Source organism: Marinoscillum sp. HNIBRBA16962 (assembly GCF_057801515.1).
In genome coordinates this window covers 4,198,809-4,215,726 of record NZ_CM173603.1, presented here as the reverse complement: position 1 = coordinate 4,215,726, position 16,918 = coordinate 4,198,809, and the positions used below count along the sequence as shown (strand labels likewise).

14 protein-coding genes are annotated in these 16,918 nt (G+C 42.2%); 3 read left to right on the top strand and 11 right to left on the bottom strand.

Annotated elements, in window-relative coordinates:
* Nucleotides 1–6: 6 nt before the first annotated feature.
* Complete coding sequence (locus tag AC3E9V_RS17550; protein ID WP_488749447.1) at nucleotides 7–1,254, bottom strand: competence/damage-inducible protein A; 1,248 nt, start codon at nucleotides 1,252–1,254, stop codon at nucleotides 7–9.
* A 78-nt stretch (nucleotides 1,255–1,332) separates the two neighbouring features.
* On the opposite strand from AC3E9V_RS17550, the gene AC3E9V_RS17545 reads away from it, so the two are divergent.
* Both AC3E9V_RS17545 and AC3E9V_RS17540 read left to right on the top strand, forming a co-directional pair.
* Entirely contained in the window at nucleotides 1,333–2,046 is a 714-nt protein-coding gene (locus AC3E9V_RS17545; RefSeq protein ID WP_488749446.1) for a DUF4197 domain-containing protein, read from the top strand.
* Nucleotides 2,047–2,070: 24 nt separating this feature from the next.
* Complete coding sequence (locus AC3E9V_RS17540; protein WP_488749445.1) at nucleotides 2,071–2,622, top strand: EF-hand domain-containing protein; 552 nt, start codon at nucleotides 2,071–2,073, stop codon at nucleotides 2,620–2,622.
* Nucleotides 2,623–2,625: 3 nt separating this feature from the next.
* On the opposite strand, the gene AC3E9V_RS17535 is transcribed toward AC3E9V_RS17540, so the two are convergent.
* The 8 genes from AC3E9V_RS17535 to AC3E9V_RS17500 form a co-directional block, all read right to left on the bottom strand.
* The gene (locus tag AC3E9V_RS17535; protein WP_488749444.1) at nucleotides 2,626–3,660 is read right to left on the bottom strand and encodes an MBL fold metallo-hydrolase; all 1,035 of its coding nucleotides are present in this window, start codon (nucleotides 3,658–3,660) and stop codon (nucleotides 2,626–2,628) included.
* Nucleotides 3,661–3,719: 59 nt separating this feature from the next.
* The gene (locus AC3E9V_RS17530) at nucleotides 3,720–4,871 is read right to left on the bottom strand and encodes a T9SS type A sorting domain-containing protein (protein WP_488749443.1); all 1,152 of its coding nucleotides are present in this window, start codon (nucleotides 4,869–4,871) and stop codon (nucleotides 3,720–3,722) included.
* A 119-nt stretch (nucleotides 4,872–4,990) separates the two neighbouring features.
* Nucleotides 4,991–9,157, bottom strand: coding sequence for a S8 family serine peptidase (locus AC3E9V_RS17525; protein WP_488749442.1), 4,167 nt, complete (start codon nucleotides 9,155–9,157; stop codon nucleotides 4,991–4,993).
* Nucleotide 9,158: 1 nt separating this feature from the next.
* Nucleotides 9,159–9,956 (bottom strand): SDR family oxidoreductase, encoded by a 798-nt coding sequence (locus tag AC3E9V_RS17520; RefSeq protein WP_488749441.1) that lies wholly within the window; start codon nucleotides 9,954–9,956, stop codon nucleotides 9,159–9,161.
* Nucleotides 9,953–10,264, bottom strand: a complete 312-nt coding sequence (locus AC3E9V_RS17515) for a hypothetical protein (RefSeq protein ID WP_488749440.1) — start codon at nucleotides 10,262–10,264, stop codon at nucleotides 9,953–9,955. The genes AC3E9V_RS17520 and AC3E9V_RS17515 overlap by 4 nt, the downstream gene beginning before the upstream one ends.
* Before the next feature lie 75 nt (nucleotides 10,265–10,339).
* Nucleotides 10,340–10,840 (bottom strand): dihydrofolate reductase, encoded by a 501-nt coding sequence (locus AC3E9V_RS17510; RefSeq protein WP_488749439.1) that lies wholly within the window; start codon nucleotides 10,838–10,840, stop codon nucleotides 10,340–10,342.
* Between the two features lie 196 nt (nucleotides 10,841–11,036).
* Nucleotides 11,037–11,966, bottom strand: coding sequence for a methionyl-tRNA formyltransferase (gene fmt / locus AC3E9V_RS17505; RefSeq protein ID WP_488749438.1), 930 nt, complete (start codon nucleotides 11,964–11,966; stop codon nucleotides 11,037–11,039).
* Nucleotides 11,967–12,069: 103 nt separating this feature from the next.
* The gene (locus tag AC3E9V_RS17500; RefSeq protein WP_488749437.1) at nucleotides 12,070–13,227 is read right to left on the bottom strand and encodes an exo-beta-N-acetylmuramidase NamZ family protein; all 1,158 of its coding nucleotides are present in this window, start codon (nucleotides 13,225–13,227) and stop codon (nucleotides 12,070–12,072) included.
* 37 nt (nucleotides 13,228–13,264) lie between these two features.
* Between AC3E9V_RS17500 and AC3E9V_RS17495 the strand changes: the two genes are divergently transcribed.
* Entirely contained in the window at nucleotides 13,265–14,482 is a 1,218-nt protein-coding gene (locus AC3E9V_RS17495; protein WP_488749436.1) for an ABC transporter permease, read from the top strand.
* 103 nt (nucleotides 14,483–14,585) lie between these two features.
* Here the strand turns inward: AC3E9V_RS17495 and AC3E9V_RS17490 are convergent, their stop codons facing one another.
* Nucleotides 14,586–15,329 carry a polyprenol monophosphomannose synthase gene (locus tag AC3E9V_RS17490; RefSeq protein WP_488749435.1) on the bottom strand — a complete coding sequence of 248 codons (744 nt, stop codon included), beginning with the start codon at nucleotides 15,327–15,329 and terminating at the stop codon, nucleotides 14,586–14,588.
* Nucleotides 15,330–15,411: 82 nt separating this feature from the next.
* Nucleotides 15,412–16,803 (bottom strand): type III PLP-dependent enzyme domain-containing protein, encoded by a 1,392-nt coding sequence (locus AC3E9V_RS17485; protein WP_488749434.1) that lies wholly within the window; start codon nucleotides 16,801–16,803, stop codon nucleotides 15,412–15,414.
* Between the last annotated feature and the right edge of the window lie 115 nt (nucleotides 16,804–16,918).

The window sequence follows — 16,918 nt, the reverse complement described above, 5'->3', positions numbered from 1 at the left end:
ATTTCGCTAGTTGCTGTTGAAGTTTAATCTAAACATATTTAATGCGCTTAAGGCACTGAAGTGGATATTGAGGCTTCTGTCTTTGGTGAAGGTGAATTTTTTGGCAATGGTTTTGTGCTCGTCTGAGTAGGCGATCCATACTGTCCCTACAGGTTTGCCTTCCATTCCGCCTCCCGGCCCTGCGATTCCACTGATGGAGATGCCTATGTCTGCGTTGAGTTTCTTTCTTACGTTTTTTGCCATTTGCACCACTACCTCCTCACTTACAGCTCCTTGTTTTTTCATAATATCTGCATCCACTTCCAGGGAGTGGGTTTTTACATCGTAATCGTAAGAAACAATACTTCCTTTGAAATACCTGGAACTGCCTGGAATACTGGTGATAAGATGAGACAGGTATCCGCCGGTACAGCTTTCTGCAAAAGCAATGGTTTTTTTCTTTTCCATCAGCATATCACCAATCACTTTTTCTATTTCATCAGCATCATAGCCGTATACATATTTAGATATGAGTGGTATAACCTGGTCAATAAGGTTTTTTACCTCCCTTTCCAACTGGGATTTATCGTTTCCCAGTGCGGTCAATCTAAGTTTTACCTGTCCGGCGCTGGGAAGGTAAGCCAGTTTTATATGGCTGGGTAAATTATTTTCCCAATCGCTGATTTTTTCGGCTAACGTGGATTCGGCTATTCCGATGGTTTTAATGATCTTATGATAAATGACTCCTCCCATGAATTTTTTCTTAAGCCTGGGAAGGATATAATCCGTCATCATGGTTTTCATCTCATAGGGCACACCGGGCATGGAAACAAAGATTTTATTCTCTCTGTTAAACCACATGCCGGGAGCGGTTCCCATTTTGTTGGTAATACGGGTGCAGTTAGCCGGTATCTCAGCTTGCCTGCGGTTAAGCTCAGTTACCGGACGTCCGCTTTTAGCAAACAGAGATTCGATATGAGCTTCTACCTCTTTGTCAGGAACCAGGTGAGTATCAAAGTATTCGACCAGGAGGGGCTTGGTCAGGTCGTCTTTTGTGGGGCCCAGCCCCCCCGTGATGAGGATGATGTCTGCCCTGTCTTCTGATTCTTTTAGGCTTGTCAGGATCTCGTTTCGGTCATCGCCGATCGTAATTTTTCTTCTGACTTTTATACCTATTTCATCCAATCGAGCGCTTATCCAATGTGAATTGGTGTCAAGTGTCTGACCATAAAGAATTTCATCACCTATGGAAATTATTTCTGCAAAAACGGGCATAAATTGGGTCTCTTTTATAAACTTTAAAATTATCCCTTAATTACATTACTTTTAGAGATTCAAAACGATAATCTTTTTATGATGAGGCTTGTTTCAATTTATCTGATACTAACACTACTACTGACCGGCTGCACGGTGCAGCAGATCCAGCAGACTCTGGGAGATTACATGGAAACGGATGAGCTAACCACAGATGAGGTAGTATCTGGTTTGAAAGAAGCCCTGGTCAAAGGTATCTCGGAAGGAGCCAGTCAGGCTTCTGCCGTAAATGGTTATTTTGGAAACCCTAAAATTAAAATTCCTTTTCCACCGGATGTGCAGCGCGTTGAGGACAAGCTGCGAGATCTTGGTTTAGGTGAACAGGTAGACAAATTTGTTAAAACCCTCAACAGGGGTGCGGAAGAAGCTGCAAAGGAGGCTAAGCCTATTTTTGTGAATGCTATCAAATCGATGACAGTGGAGGATGCATGGGGAATTCTTAAAGGCAATGATGATGCCGCCACTCAGTATCTTAGAGAAAAAACGTACTCGCAGCTTCAGGTGAAGTTTCAACCGGTGATAAAAGAGGCCCTGGATCAGACAAACGCCACCAGGTACTACGGAGACATTGTAAATACTTACAATAAAATTCCGTTTGTAGATAAGGTCAATCCTGATTTGGATGATTATGCAACACAAAGGGCACTCTCAGGTCTCTTTACTTTGATTGCAGATCAGGAAGAGAAAATCAGGAAAGATCCCGTTGCCAGAACTACTGAATTACTGAAGAAAGTTTTTAAAGAACAAGATTAAATCAACTTTTAAAATAACCAGCACATGTTAACTCCACTGCAAGAAAAAAAACTAACACACTACTTTAATATCCTGGACTTTGATAAAAACGGTATCCTTGAAAAGCAGGATTTCACCAATATTGGGATCAATTTCGCTATGAATCTTGGAATGACTGACGGCTCAGATGATTATGCTGACCTGGTGAAGAAGAGTGAGCATATCTGGCATAGTTTTGAGAATTTTATAGCAGAAGGGAAAAAGCCAACATTGAAGGAATGGTTGGATTTTGCTGATAAGAACATCGTAAATGGTAGTGATGAACTTTATGAAAAGCACGTAAATGCAGTCACGAGGGAAATCATTCGCCTATTTGATACTGATAATGACGGGTATTTGTCCCTGGAGGAGTACATCGAGTTGTTTGTGGCCTACAGGATTGATGTGAAGTATTCTGCAAAATCATTCATCAAACTGGATACCAACAGTAACGAGATCATCAGTTATGATGAGCTCCTTGAAGCAGTCAGACAGTTTTATCGCAGTGATGATGAGCGGGCTCCTGGTAACTGGTTGTTTGGGTTTTGGGAAGATTGATTCCTAAAAGTCGTTGAATTCCATCGCCTTGCCTTCTTCCGGTATGATAAAGTTCCGCTGGCTAACATTCATAGAGTCAAGTGCGAGAATGAGATCTTCCTCAGCTTTCCCCTGCGCTTCATCAGCCAGGGGAAAAGTGCCAAAATGCATGGCAATACTTTGGCTGGATTTTACATCCAGATGCACCTTTACTGCTTCTTCCGGTGAAATGTGGATGGGGGACATAAACCATTTAGGCAGGTAAGCACCTATCGGAATAAGGGAGAGGTCCATAGGGCCTGCTTTTTTTCCTATTTCCTTAAATAAATCCCCGTAACCCGTATCTCCTGCGAAGTATACCTTTTTGCCTTCGTTCTCAATCACATAACCACACCAGAGTGTTTGATCTCTGTCAAACATCCCCCGACCACTGAAGTGCTGTGCCGGCACGGATCTGATCTTCAGCCCTGCATCTGATTCGTCCCACCAGTCCATTTCCGTGGTGTTTCTTACCCCTTCTTGTTTCAGGTATGCGCTTACGCCTAATGGTGTTATGAATAATGGCTGGTGGTCTGCTTCCAGTTTTTTTACGGTAGTGATATCCAGATGGTCATAATGGTTATGGCTGAGCAATACCATGTCTATAGGAGGGAGTTCTTCAAGTTTTAGTCCGGGGGGGCGCATCCTTCTGGGGCCAGCAAATGAGAAAGGACTACAGCGCTCACTCCATATGGGATCGGTTAAAATGTTGAGCTCATTCCACTGGATGAGAAAGGTGCTGTGATTTACAAATGTGATACGAAGCTCATGTGAAGATTCCTGAGGTTTGGGTCCAACATAAGTTTCATAGTTTTTACTCCAGGGACCCTGATCACGCTTTATCATCCACTGGAGTACTGAGCCAAATCCTTTAGCTTTTACCTTGCCTGTGTTGATAAAGGTGGTTCCATTGAAATGTTCGGATTGCTTGCCTGTATATCCAGGTTGACTTATAGACCAGCCAATGAATAAGGTTACTAAAATAAAGAGCAAAATTGCTCCTGAAATCCAAATTAACATTCGCTTCAACATTGTGGGTTTATGAAGCGAAGATAACTGAAGTTTTACAATGGAAAGGTTTAGCGAATTATGAGCCTGTTGCGCTTAGTGATCCCATTGCTGGATAGCTCCACAATGTAAACACCCTTTTTGAGATCATTGGGAAGGGTAAAAAAGTTGTTTGATTCTGTAAAGCTCTGCTCCAGTCTTCCATCAAGGTTGTAGATGACTATATTCACCTGTTTGTGAAAGTCCCCGCGGATGGAAATTTTTTCGTTTGGTGATGCGGGGTTTGGAAACACGGATAGGGCCCGATCTTCATATCGGAAGCTGGTAAATAATGCTTTAAAGGTTTCTCTGAAACCATCAAAATCATTCGCTACCAACCTGTAGTAATTGGTGCCAGGCAGAGGATGCTCATCAGTCCATGTATAATTAATTGCGGTTTTTATTGTTCCGTTACCCGATACTATGTCCAGTGTTTCAAATTGCCCGCGATCATCTGCTCTTTGGATCTCAAAATGGTCAAAATTTTCTTCGCTGGCAGTTGTCCAGTTAAGAGTAATGCTCTGCTTTCCGACATGGAATGAAAAATTCTGTAAGGTGACAGGCAAAGGTTGTTCTCCACTGCTATCTACAAAATCAACCAGGTCATCCTCTCCGTCATCACCAAGATTTGTTATAGTCTGCTGCTGATCACCTCCGTTTTCTGTGGTGCCGGGAATAAAATCATCTGCTCCTGAATCGTAAGCTCCTGCATACACTTTACCTGTGCCGGTATAGCTGCCCTGGTTGCTGGATCCAGCCTTACTTAATGTTCCTGTTACTACCAGCGTACCGCTGGAGGAAACATCAATTTTATTATTGAGGGTAAGGTTGCCGAAAATCACGACTGTTCCATCGATATTTAAGTTCATGGACTTATTAGCAAACTCAACATCCCCGTAAATAATCAAAACTGAAGTGGAGTTAATTGAAAGTGTGTAAGCTTCCTTGTTACCGGAAAAGGTAAGTCCTACATAGTTGCCATAAGCGCCAACTTGTACCGTATCGCCAGTACTTACCGTAATGTCCTGATTATCATCTCCGACGTTAGTGACACGTATCCCGGCTCCTGAGTTCCACGTTGATCCGGTCTGCCAATCGCCATTTTGGACGGAAGTCTGAGCAAATGCATGGTTGAGAACACCTGCAATTAGCGCCAAAGTCCAAAAAAATCGTGAATTAATCATAATTGCAAATCTTACCATTATATTTCATAAGTAATATACCTATTCGGTGAAATGGTCTTTTTTGTAAGTCACTGGGGTATTTATTGAGATTATTGATCTTGTTAGGTCCAAAAAAACCATCATTCTTTGAGTATTTTAATGTGAGTTACTCTTTTTTTAGTTTCAATAGAGAGCATATAAATACCCGGTGTTATACCTGAAAGATCAAATAATAATTCCTTCTTGTCATTAGGAACGGGAAGTTTTAATAATACCCTACCCTGAAGGTCCAGGAGCTTTATGCCAGTAATTTGACGGATTATGGGAGTTTGGATGAGAAGGCTGCTTTTTACTGGGTTTGGGAATACCCCAAAGGCTTTTTCTTCAGAAATAGCCAGTACTTGTGTAGTGATAGGTTCTTTAAAGACCTGGTAACTCAGGGTGTCATAGTAGCGACATCCCCTTTGGGATTCTGCTTCAGCAACCAAACTATAAACTCCTGCTGCTTCAAAGAAGAAGACTGGTGAGGGGACAGTTTCTACGGTATTATTATAGTACCATGTTAGTTGTTTAGGGTTTTCAAAATCGGCTAAGAATTGTGCTGTTTTTTGTTCGCTCAATATCAATGTATCCGGTTCGGCCAAAATCTTTAAAGGAATGTTTTCAGGACTTATTTCTAACTGGACAGGAGATGATGGTAAAATACTGTCAAGTCCTGCTACGTAAAGTGAAAGAGAGTCTGTCACCATTCCCAGGCTCAGTGTCGTGCCTTTGTGGATAAGGCTGTCTAAGTCCGGGTCCGCATAAAAACCAAAGAACGATCCATTTTCAGGTTCAATAATGACCTCTTCATTTCGGCAGATTATCAAAGGTTCGATGATCGGTTCCGGAGTAGTACTGAAGCGAATAGTCCGGGCCAGGGAATCCTCACAGCCTAAAGAGTTGGTAATAGCTAAACCGATCTGATACGAGGTTTCAATTGCCTCAAAGGAATATTGGTTTTCATTGCTTACGAGGTTGCTGTTGACATACCATGAGAGCGAGGAAGAACCTACGGATGTATTCATTAACAGGACATTGATCGTGGAGGTTGTGGTATCCGGGATGTATTCAAATGCAGCTTCAACCTCACTGATATCTATGCAGATTTTTTCCGGAAGGCTTTCAAAGGGGCCGGTAATATTGGAAACATATACACAGGAATCCTTTTTAAATGACCCCAGGGTAACTGTTGTTCCTGTTAATAATGGTTGTGTTTCTGAATTATTAGCGTAAATGGCAATACTATCAGCATTGGTTGAAGTGAGTTGGACTTCTTCTCCGGGACAGAAGGGGTTTAAGCTGAATTCCGGTTTTGGGGGTCTTTCTGCTACCAGCAGGTTTTTGGTTGCAGAGCCCGTACAACCCAGGTCATTTTCTACTTCAAGGCTTATTTCGTAGGTACCCGTGGATGAATAATTGACCGTAGGGTTTTGGGTGATAGAACTTACGCCGTTGGCAAAGTCCCATTGCCAGCTAACAGGCCTAAAGCTCAGGTCTTCAAATGACACAGGATTAATGGATGGATCATCCAGGAAAAGTGTATCCGGACTAAAGGTAAAATCTGCCACCTTATCGACTAATCTGATGTCCAGTCTCTTAACCTCACTGGTATAGCTGCTATCAGTGTTAATCAGGAAGAAGCTTGTATCTGAGTGAATTGGGCCTGTAAAAAGCGTGTCATTTTCGGTGAGCAGATTTTGCCCCAGCGGATCGGTGTAAAACAGGTAATTCTTCCCTTCAGCAGGATCTAAAGCCAAAGCAGCTCCTTCACAACTGATAAATGTTTCCTGTAGCTCAGGGTTGTTTAATATGGCCTGATACAGCGAATCTGCTTTATTCAATTCCGTACTTAAAAGCGTCCGTTCAGAGGAAACAGCCAGCATGAAGGCAAGCCGTTTGCTCCCGAATGGAGGTATATGCAGGTCTCGATGTGCCGCCAATGATGCTATATCATTTCCCGGCCCCGTACTACCTGCAGAATCGTACGTTTCTGCCTGATCAGAAAGCTGATAGAGGATGGAGTCAGATATATTTTGAAAGTCGTGGATATTACCGTTAAGATCGTCCATATCCAGCGATTGAAAAGACTTTGGGAAATTGAAGTAAGGTCTTAGTCCCACATAGATGGATGAAGCTTCATTGTATGCCAGGAGCATTTCCAAATCAGGATCAACGGCTGCTTTATTTTGAGTAAAATCATCTATGCTCCAGTCAAAATACAAGCCGCTTGAGGCCTTTTTGATGGTATCTGAAGAATTATTTGTGATCCGGTATTCTAATATCAGAAAATTCTCATTTTCATTAGTAATTATTCGTTGATCGATCAGAAATTTTGAGGTGTCTGCAAAAGTGCTTGCTGCGAAATGATCTGATGGCAGGGTGTTTTTGAGTTTGATGTTTTTTTGTGTGCTAAAATCATTCAGAGCAGTAGATGAGCTTAAATTATCAGCCACGTAATGTGTGGAATCGCCAACAAAAAAGCCGATTTGTGATGCAATGGATTGTTGTGACCAGGTCAGTTCCGCACCGCTTTTTCCTGAACCAAAGAAATTCCCCAGGTTGCCATCGCCAGACAGTCCTAATGAAACATTATTATTGCTAAAAGTAAGATGATCCGGGGTAGTCCTTAGCTCCAGGTATTGAAAATCCCCGTAGCCCTCATCCAGGTAGTCTAGTTTGACTGGTAATAAGGTATCCGGAGGTGTGTTTTCTCTTAAATAGAGCTTTACTTCAAAGGGCCCGGCCATTTCAAGACTATCCAGCTCCCCAAGTGAGATTTCATCATCAATAACGTCAATGTATTCGGATGGAGAGGATATGAGGATAGTGCCATTTTCTATCGGATTCAGAAAGTTAGTAATTGAAAACTGAAGGTGGATCGTGTCACCATAGAACAGATAAGGGCCTACTGAGGAGGAGAATTCAAACGTTGAGACCCTTATGGATTTGAGTTGATCCGCAGAGAGGGCTTTATACGCATTCAGCCGTCCACTTCCAAGTTTATCCGTAAAGGACTCATTTTCAGGAATGTCATAAATGGGATCTGTAGTCACTCTGATGATTTCCATCAGTTGCAGTGCAGAGAGGACCGGGTAATGGGTTTTTAAAAGCGCTGCTGTTCCGGATACCAGTGGGGCAGCATAGGATGTTCCAATATCCGAGCTGTAATTATTGGTAGAGGACGTGCTGTATATGGCGTTTCCCGGAGCTATCAGATCGATGCTGTAATTATAAGTGGAGAAAGGGGCTTTAGCATCATTAGAGAGATTGCTTGCGCCTACTGAAAGTACATTTTCATAACTGGCCGGGTAGAACTTCTCATCTGCTGAAGAATTCCCGGCAGCAGCGACTATTACAACATCCTTTTCCAAAACCGCATAATTGATGATGTCTTGATTGGCTTGATTAAAACTTTCGGTTGACCCCCACGAAAGATTTACAATATCATATCCGTTGTCAGCCGCGTAAAGTATTGCTTCGTAGGCTCCGAAGGATGTGTTTGATTCACTGGTGAAAATTTTCAGGGGGCTGATCAAAGCATTGAAACCCACCCCGGCTATTCCGATACCATTATTGGTTTCAGCTCCGGCAATTCCGCCTACTCTGTTGCCGTGAATGTCTCCGTCATTTTGAGGAATGGTATCATTATCGGCAAAGTCATATCCCTGATAGTCGTCTATGTATCCATTCCCATCATCATCCATTCCATTTCCCGGAATTTCATTTTCATTTATGTAGATCTTATTTTGGATATCTTCGTGGTTAAAATCTAATCCTGTATCAATGATTCCAATGACTGTTTCAGAGCTACTCCGGGAGAGGTTCCAGGCGTCAAAAGCTTTTATCTGATCCAGGTATGGCTGGTTGCCAACGGAAATAGCCGGATCGTTGGGTATGTACAGGAGCCGCTCGCGGTAAATTGGTTCAGCATAAAGTACATTATCAAAAGATCTTACTATATGGATCAGACTGTCAATTTTCAGGGATGGGTTTACATAGACTTTAAATAATCCGTTTAGCACTGAATGAGCTGTAGTTCGGGAGGAGCTGCTGCTTTTTTTTAAAGGATAAAATTCTTTAATCCATTTAGCCTGATATATATCAAGTTGGGTTTTTTGAGAGCGGGTGTTAGAAGCTGGAATTTCGGCTCTGTCTTTCAGTTTGATATAAAAAGCACCGGATAAAATATGATCATTTTCCTGAGCCAATGATAAGAAAGGGACTAAAAGAGCCAGCCAAACCGCACAACCTCTCAGAAGCTTCATTTTATGTTACCGCTGCCTTACGGATAATTCTGGAAAACAAGCCCGGAAAGAACCGCTTAATATAAATACCGGCAACTTCTCTAAAACCTCCTATATACACTTCCTCTTTGTCTGTCTCTATCGCTCTGATGATCTTAACGGCACATTCTTCAGGAGAAAGTCCTTTGTCCTGGGCATTATCCATTTTGTTCTGTTTGCTACCATCGCCCATCAAAGCATTGTAACTGATCTTGGTCCTGACGTATCCTGGCAGGATAATGCTTACCTTAAGGTTATCCTGAAAGTGCTCAGCCCTGAGTGCATCATAAAACCCATGCAATGCATGTTTTGAGGCAGCGTAAGAAGACCTGAATGGGGTGCTGACAATGCCAACAGCCGAAGTAATGATTACCTGATGTCCGGATTTTCTCTCTATCATTTTCGGAAGGAGAGCCTTTGTCAGGGCAATGGAGCCAAAGTAGTTGACTTCCATTATTTTTCTATCCACGTCCATTTTTGTGTGAATGACCTTGTCTCGTTGGCTTATCCCTCCACAATTTACAAGTATGTCTACATGACCGAAAAAAGCCTCTGCCTCTTTGGCTTTCTGAGAAATACTGAAGCTGTCTGACAGGTCCATTGTTAGCGTTTTAACTTCTTCACTGTTTTTACAGTTTGATTTCACCCTGTCGAGCTCAGACTTTCGTCTTGCAGAGATGATGAGTCTGGCGCCTTTTTTTGATAATTCATAGGTGAGTGCTTCGCCTATTCCTGAGCTGGCACCTGTTACTAATACTACCTTTCCGCTTATCTGTGTCATTCAGTTTTATTCTCTTTTTGATTTTCAAGGTATACCCAGATAGAGTAAATACCCAATGCTGTACCAATCGGAATGTTGAGCAGACCAAGGCACCCGGAAATTAACAGGAGAGGAAGCCCCCATTTTTTACCGTTCAGCTGAGCAATTCCTCCGACAATGGAAGGAATCGGGAAAACAACGATCAGGATTACGAAAAATGATCTTATGAAGTAGAAAACCATTTTTACAATTGCCAGGTCCTCATTATTCCCGCTCTCCAGCTCAGCTTCAATGAAAGGCAAGATGGTGCTGAGTAGAAGATTTATCAATAAAAAAATTAAAATCTGAAAAGAACCATACACGATGTGCAGGATTGCTAGAAGTCTTTTATGAGCGTCCATAGTTTATTTTTTCTCATAAATTACAAAATCAAAAGCAAATTTATGCTTTTCATCTGCAGGATGATTGGATCTGGAAGTTTCTTTCCACTTTGAGCGGTCAAATTCCGGGAAAAAAGTATCTCCCTGAAAATCAGCGTCTATTTCAGTGAGGTAGATCTTTTCTGCGTAAGCCAAACCCAGTTTGTAAATTTCTCCTCCTCCAATGATAAAAGCTTCCTTTTCACCGTTATTTCTGGCACAGTCGATAGCATCTTCCAGACTATGCACTATAGCAGGACCACCTGCGTCATATTTTTTTTGGCGAGTGATGATGACATTAGGTCGGTCAGGGAGGGGGCGGAAGCGGTCTGGTAAGGACTCAAAATTCTTTCTGCCCATAAGTACATGATGACCCCTGGTCGTATTTTTAAAATACTGAAAGTCATCCGGAAGGTGCCAGGGTATATCATTATCCTTTCCGATCACTCTGTTTTTACCCATTGCAGCAATCATGGATATGGTCATAGGTATAACTTTTGGTTGAGGGGTTTCGTAAAGTCAAAGAAACTAAAAACTATGGTAACCGCAGCCCTGGTCCTTTGTTTTATATCCATTTTGGGAAATATTCTCATGGCTGAAAAGCATGACCATGATCCTCATGAATGGGTTATACTCTCGCTTTTGATCGGTCCGTTATCCTGGCCTATTCAGTATTTCAGTGCTAAGCGGTCCAGTGATAGCCTCTGAGAAATTCCTCAGTGGTCATTCGCTTTTTCCCCTGTAGCTGCACTTCTGTAAGTGACAGAGCTCCATCCTGAGTTGTTACATCTACGTAGGTTTTGCCGTCCGACTTAAATGTACCAGGAGCGGATGTGTGGCTTCTGTTACATTTCTCAGCTCCATAAATTTTAAATGTTTGGTTGTCAAGTGTTGTCCATGCAGCGGGGTAGGGGCTGAGCCCACGAATAAAGTTTCTAACTTCTTCCGCAGGTTTGTTCCAGTTGATTTCACAATCTTCCCTGAAAATCTTCGGAGCATGTTTTGGTACGGAAATGGGAGGTTGCGGATTGAGCTGGTAATTATTGTGTTGTATGGCGCCAACGGTCTTCACTACAAGGTTTGCTCCTTTTATCATGAGTCGCTCATATAAGGTTCCTGCATTATCTTCATAATGGATGGGTTCCTTTTCCTGGAATAAAATATTACCGGTATCAATCTCGTGCTTTAGTTTGAAGGTGGTCACTCCTGTTTCCTTTTCTCCATTGATGATTGCCCAGTTTATCGGAGCTGCTCCCCGATAATCCGGCAGTAACGATGCATGTAGATTAAATGAACCAAGCGGAGGCATGCTCCAGACACTCTCGGGAAGCATTCTGAATGCGACCACAATCTGCAGATCTGCCTGATAACTTTTCAGCTCTTCCTGAAATTTCGGATCCTTAAGGTTGGTTGGTTGGAGTATTGGCAATCCTTTACTTAAGGCATAGTCCTTAACAGGTGATGTAGCTACTTTTTTGCCTCTTCCTTTGGGCTTATCTGGCGCAGTTATGACTGCCACAATGTTAAAGTTCTCATCGATGAGTTTGCTCAGACTGGCAACTGCAAACTCAGGGGTCCCCATAAAGATGATTTTAAGTGGTTGTTGATCCATGGAGCAAACCTAATCATCTTTTCTCATGGACACTTATCAGAAAGTTTTAAAACATTTTTTAGTATCTATTTCAAGGCCATTTCAGTAGAAATGGCCTTATTTTTTAAGGGTAAAGCAGGTATTTATTACGCTTCGCTATAAACTGTTCCAGGTCCTTTTTCCAGCTTTCTTTAATTCTATCTTCACTCCAGCCCGCCTCTATTTGCTTTTGTAACTCCTCTGTTCCGGCGAGCCTGGTAAAGTAATCATTGAAAAACGGTTTTTCGGTACTTTCATTTAGCGCATTATAAAAATTGATCAGGTACTCTAACGTTAATCGATACCGGGGCTCCTGGTTTTGAAAACTCAGTCCAAAGCATTGTTCTCCCTCCAAAGGAGGATATTTTGAACCTTCGTTTGGTTGAGGTGTGAAGACATAGCTTCCGGGTTTATATTCGGGATGACCAATAACCTGAAAGGGGTAATCAGTCCCCCTGCCGACTGATACGGCAGTTCCTTCAAAAAGTGCCAGGGACGGATAAAGTGCTACTGCAAGGTCGTTAGGAAGGTTAGGTGAGGGTGGTACAGGAAGTGTGTAGGGCATTTTATGTGTCCAGTTCTTTAAAGGGACAACATCCAGGCTACATGTTACTCCATCATTTAGCCAACCTTCACCATTGATCATCTGTGCCAGCTCACCCAGTGTGAGTCCATGAACCAGTGGGATAGGGTGTAACCCTATGAACGACTCGAACCTTTCGTCTAAAACCGGTCCGTCCACATAGCTACCGTTTGGGTTAGGGCGATCCAGGATCATGACAGGTACATCATTGCGGGCACAAGCTTCCATCAAGTAAGTCATAGTACTCGCATAAGTATAAAACCGTACGCCCACGTCCTGGATATCGATCACCAAAAGATCCAGGTCCTCTACCTGCTGATCTGTGGGTCTTTTGTTAGTCCCATAAAGTGAAACCAATTCAAAATGCATGGACGTTTCACCGTCTATTTTTTCTCCATCGGGCTTATTTCCCAGGAAACCATGCTCAGGACTAAAAACCCTTTTGATACTGATTCCTAATGATAATAATGTATCCGTCAGATGAGTTTCCTTTACGAGTGAGGTGTGGTTTACAAAAAGACCAATTTCCTTATTTTGGAGGTCAGGAAGGTAGATCTCAAGTTGTTCTGCACCGGTCAGAATTTTCTCATAAGAGCTTTTTTGAGAAGTACAACTGACTGCTACTACTAAAAAGATCACGAGTAAAAAGTGCTTGACCATAGATATCCTGTATTATTGCACATCAAAAGTAATCATCTTGAATCTTCCGTATTTCATAGCAAAAAGAATCTCAAAAAATGAGGTCGGCTCTTTCACTACAGTGATTAACCGCATTGCAGTGGTTAGCATCGCTATGGCGCTAGCTACGCTCATTTGTTCCTTTATGATTCTCAAAGGATTTGAAAATACAATAAAAGAAAAGATCTACAGCTTTAGCGGGCACCTGATTATCAGTAAGTACACCTTATCCACATCTTTTGAGGAGTCGATGATCCGTGTGGATGATTCTTTGGTCAATTCTATTCTGGATATGAGGGGCGTTGACTATGTTCAAAAGTATGCTTATAAAGCCGGGCTATTGAAAACAGAGGAAGAGGTGCAGGGAATTATTCTCAAAGGGCTTGATGACCGGTTTGATACCACAAGTTTTGGCAAACATATGGTCAATGGCTCGTTTCCTCAATTCCCCGGGGAGGGATACGGCACTGAGGTGGCTATAAGCTCCAAAATTGCTAATTATCTCAGGCTTGACGTGGGTGATGAGGTGATGGTTTTCTTCCTGCAAAACCCACCCCGGTATCGTCAGCTTAAGATTACCGGGATCTATGAAACCGGTCTGGAGGATTTTGATGAGAAAGTGATCATGGGAGACATTAATCTGGTCAGAAGGATCAATGGATGGGACAAGTTTCAGGCTGGTGGTTTGGAGGTCTTCCTGAAGGACCCTGAAGACATGAATCGGGCGGAAACGGATATCTTTGAGCAGACCGATTCAGAGCTTTACGTAGATAAGGTGAGCGATAAATACATGCAGATATTTGATTGGTTAAGGTTGCTTAACCGAAATGTGGTGATCTTTTTCACCCTGATCCTCTTTGTAGCAGCGTTCAACATGGTCTCTATCCTGCTTATCCTCATCATGGAGCGAACAAACATGATAGGTACCTTTAAGTCCCTGGGAGCGGCTAATTCTTTAATGAGGAGAATATTTTTATTCAACGGGCTTGGTTTGATAGTAAGAGGGATGCTTTGGGGAAATTTCATAGGACTTGCTTTCTGTCTGATTCAGGATCATTTCAAAATAATCCCACTGGATGCAGCAAACTATTACATGGACCATGTGCCCATCATGTTTGATTTTAGGATGGTTGTTTTGCTGAACCTGTTTGTTTGTCTGATTACCGGGATAACGCTATTCATCCCACTATCGGTAATTTCCAGGATCAATCCGATTAAGGCTATACGGTTTGATTAGAAACTGACTGAATGTGGATTTTTTGTCAACCGCAATTTATTTACACTGAACTTCCGGATCGTGATATAAATTCTCTATTTTCTTACACTTTGCCGTACCTGGCTCAGGCTGTATGAAAGGGCTTGTACTTTCTGAAAAGGCTTCGGATTTTCATTTCCAGTACCCCAACTATTGCTTCTTTGAAGATCCCTTTTGACATTTTAGAAGTACCTCGTGTACGATCTGTAAAAATGATCGGAACTTCTATGATCTTAAAACCGTGCTTCCATGCTGTGTATTTCATTTCTATCTGGAAAGCATAGCCCACGAAGTTGATCTTCTCAAGGTTTATGGTTTTGAGGACTTCTTTACTGTAACACTTAAAACCGGCTGTGGTGTCTTTGAATGGTAATCCGGTGATTAGACGCACATAGATGCTGGCAAAATAGGACATGAGTACACGCCCGATTGGCCAGTTTACTACGTTAACGCCTTTGATGTACCTGGAGCCGATAGCCATGTGGTATCCTTCTTCTGAGCATGCCTTATAAAGAGCGATGAGGTCTTCCGGATTATGAGAAAAATCTGCATCCATCTCATAGATGTAGTCATATCCCTTTTCCAATGCATACTTAAAGCCACATATATAGGCAGTGCCAAGTCCCAGTTTTCCTTCGCGTTCTACCAGGTGTAGGCGGTCAGTATATTCGTTTTGCAATTCCTTCACCAGGTCTGCTGTGCCGTCCGGTGATCCATCATCAATAATCAGCACTTCAAAAGCAATAGGAAGCCCCAGGACTGCTCTGATGATATCTCGAACGTTTTCACTTTCGTTGTACGTAGGTATGATTACTAGATTTTTAGACACAGCTTAACTTAAAAGGAATATGGAAAATAATTGATGACTGCTTAATCTCAAAGGGAAATAACAAATATTAACGCGACATATATCATTTGGAATAACCCAAAATCTTCATCATCGCTTCGCTTTCCTGCTCCGGAGCAAATAATTCTGAGGTGATTTTCCCGTCACTGTTTTTCCGGATGATCACGTGCTTTGGAGCAGGAATAAGGCAGTGCTGGATTCCACCGTACCCTCCGAGTGATTCCTGGTATGCCCCGGTATGAAAGAAGCCAAAATACAGCGTGCCGTCATCTTCTATAGTTGGTAGAAACACCTCACCAATGTGTGCTTCTGAAGCATAGTAGTCCTGGCTATCACAGGTTAACCCGCCTATGTTCACCCGGTGATGCAGGTGGTCCCAGTTATTTACCGGAAGCAAAATGAACTTTTCGTTTAGTCCCCAGACATCCGGCATATGCGTAATGAAAGAACCATCCATCATATACCAGAGCTCCTTATCATTCTGAAGCTTTTGGTCAAGTACGGAGTACAGGGTAGCGCCACTTTCACCTACTGTGTAAGAACCAAATTCAGTGATTATGTTAGGAACCTCCACGTGATTTTTTTGACAGATCCATTTGATATTTGCTATGATCTGCTCAGCCATATAGGCATAATCATATTCAAAACCGAGTGAGTTTTTAATGGGGAAACCACCGCCAATATCAATAGTATCGAGATCCGGGCAAACTTTTTTGAGCTCACAATACTTGTAAACGAACCTGCTAAGCTCGCTCCAGTAGTAGGCCGTATCTTTTATGCCTGTATTGATGAAGAAGTGAAGCATCTTGAGCCGGGCATTGGTTCCTTCTATCTGCTCTTTAAAGTGAGGCAAAATGTCATGATACCTGATCCCCAATCTTGATGTATAAAAAGCGAAGTTGGGTTCCTCATCCGCTGCAATCCGAATGCCTACATTATACTTCCCTTTGATGTGCTCTTTATAGTACTGAAGCTCATTAAGGTTATCTAGCACCGGAATACAGTTCCTGAACCCATCGTTGATCAGGTTAGCGATATTTTCGACATAGAGAGGCCTCTTAAAACCATTACATACAACAAGCCTGTTTTTATCAAATAGCCCGCTCTTATTTAAGCTCCTGATGATGGGAATGTCGTAAGCGGAGCTTGTTTCTATATGGATGTCATTTTTCAGGGCCTCTTCCATGACAAACTGGAAGTGAGAGGACTTGGTGCAGTAGCAGTATGTGTACGAACCCTCATAGTTGTTTTTTGCTATGGCATCATTAAAGATCTTTTTAGCATACTGTATGTTCTCACTGATCTTGGGTAAATAGGTGAGCTTGAGCGGCGTACCATACTTTTCGATAATCTCCATCAGGCTTACATCGTGAAACCATAGCAGGTTATCCTTTACATTAAACTCTTTGGTAGGAAAGTAAAAGGTTTGTTCTATTAAGTCAGCGTAACTTTTCATTTGAGGGCTAATTTTCCAAAGCAATAAAACGACGCAATAATCAGAAAAAAAAATGAATTCGCATTCATCATAATATTAATAATTGATCTGAACCAAATAAGTTTTTGATCACTTA

What these genes read in the sequence shown, in the direction of transcription:
- AC3E9V_RS17550 (WP_488749447.1), bottom strand. Translation starts at nt 1,254, where the DNA reads ATGCCCGTTTTTGCAGAAATAATTTCCATAGGTGATGAAATTCTTTAT.
- AC3E9V_RS17545 (WP_488749446.1), top strand. Translation starts at nt 1,333, where the DNA reads ATGATGAGGCTTGTTTCAATTTATCTGATACTAACACTACTACTGACC.
- AC3E9V_RS17540 (WP_488749445.1), top strand. Translation starts at nt 2,071, where the DNA reads ATGTTAACTCCACTGCAAGAAAAAAAACTAACACACTACTTTAATATC.
- AC3E9V_RS17535 (WP_488749444.1), bottom strand. Translation starts at nt 3,660, where the DNA reads ATGTTAATTTGGATTTCAGGAGCAATTTTGCTCTTTATTTTAGTAACC.
- AC3E9V_RS17530 (WP_488749443.1), bottom strand. Translation starts at nt 4,871, where the DNA reads ATGATTAATTCACGATTTTTTTGGACTTTGGCGCTAATTGCAGGTGTT.
- AC3E9V_RS17525 (WP_488749442.1), bottom strand. Translation starts at nt 9,157, where the DNA reads ATGAAGCTTCTGAGAGGTTGTGCGGTTTGGCTGGCTCTTTTAGTCCCT.
- AC3E9V_RS17520 (WP_488749441.1), bottom strand. Translation starts at nt 9,956, where the DNA reads ATGACACAGATAAGCGGAAAGGTAGTATTAGTAACAGGTGCCAGCTCA.
- AC3E9V_RS17510 (WP_488749439.1), bottom strand. Translation starts at nt 10,840, where the DNA reads ATGACCATATCCATGATTGCTGCAATGGGTAAAAACAGAGTGATCGGA.
- fmt (WP_488749438.1), bottom strand. Translation starts at nt 11,966, where the DNA reads ATGGATCAACAACCACTTAAAATCATCTTTATGGGGACCCCTGAGTTT.
- AC3E9V_RS17500 (WP_488749437.1), bottom strand. Translation starts at nt 13,227, where the DNA reads ATGGTCAAGCACTTTTTACTCGTGATCTTTTTAGTAGTAGCAGTCAGT.
- AC3E9V_RS17485 (WP_488749434.1), bottom strand. Translation starts at nt 16,803, where the DNA reads ATGAAAAGTTACGCTGACTTAATAGAACAAACCTTTTACTTTCCTACC.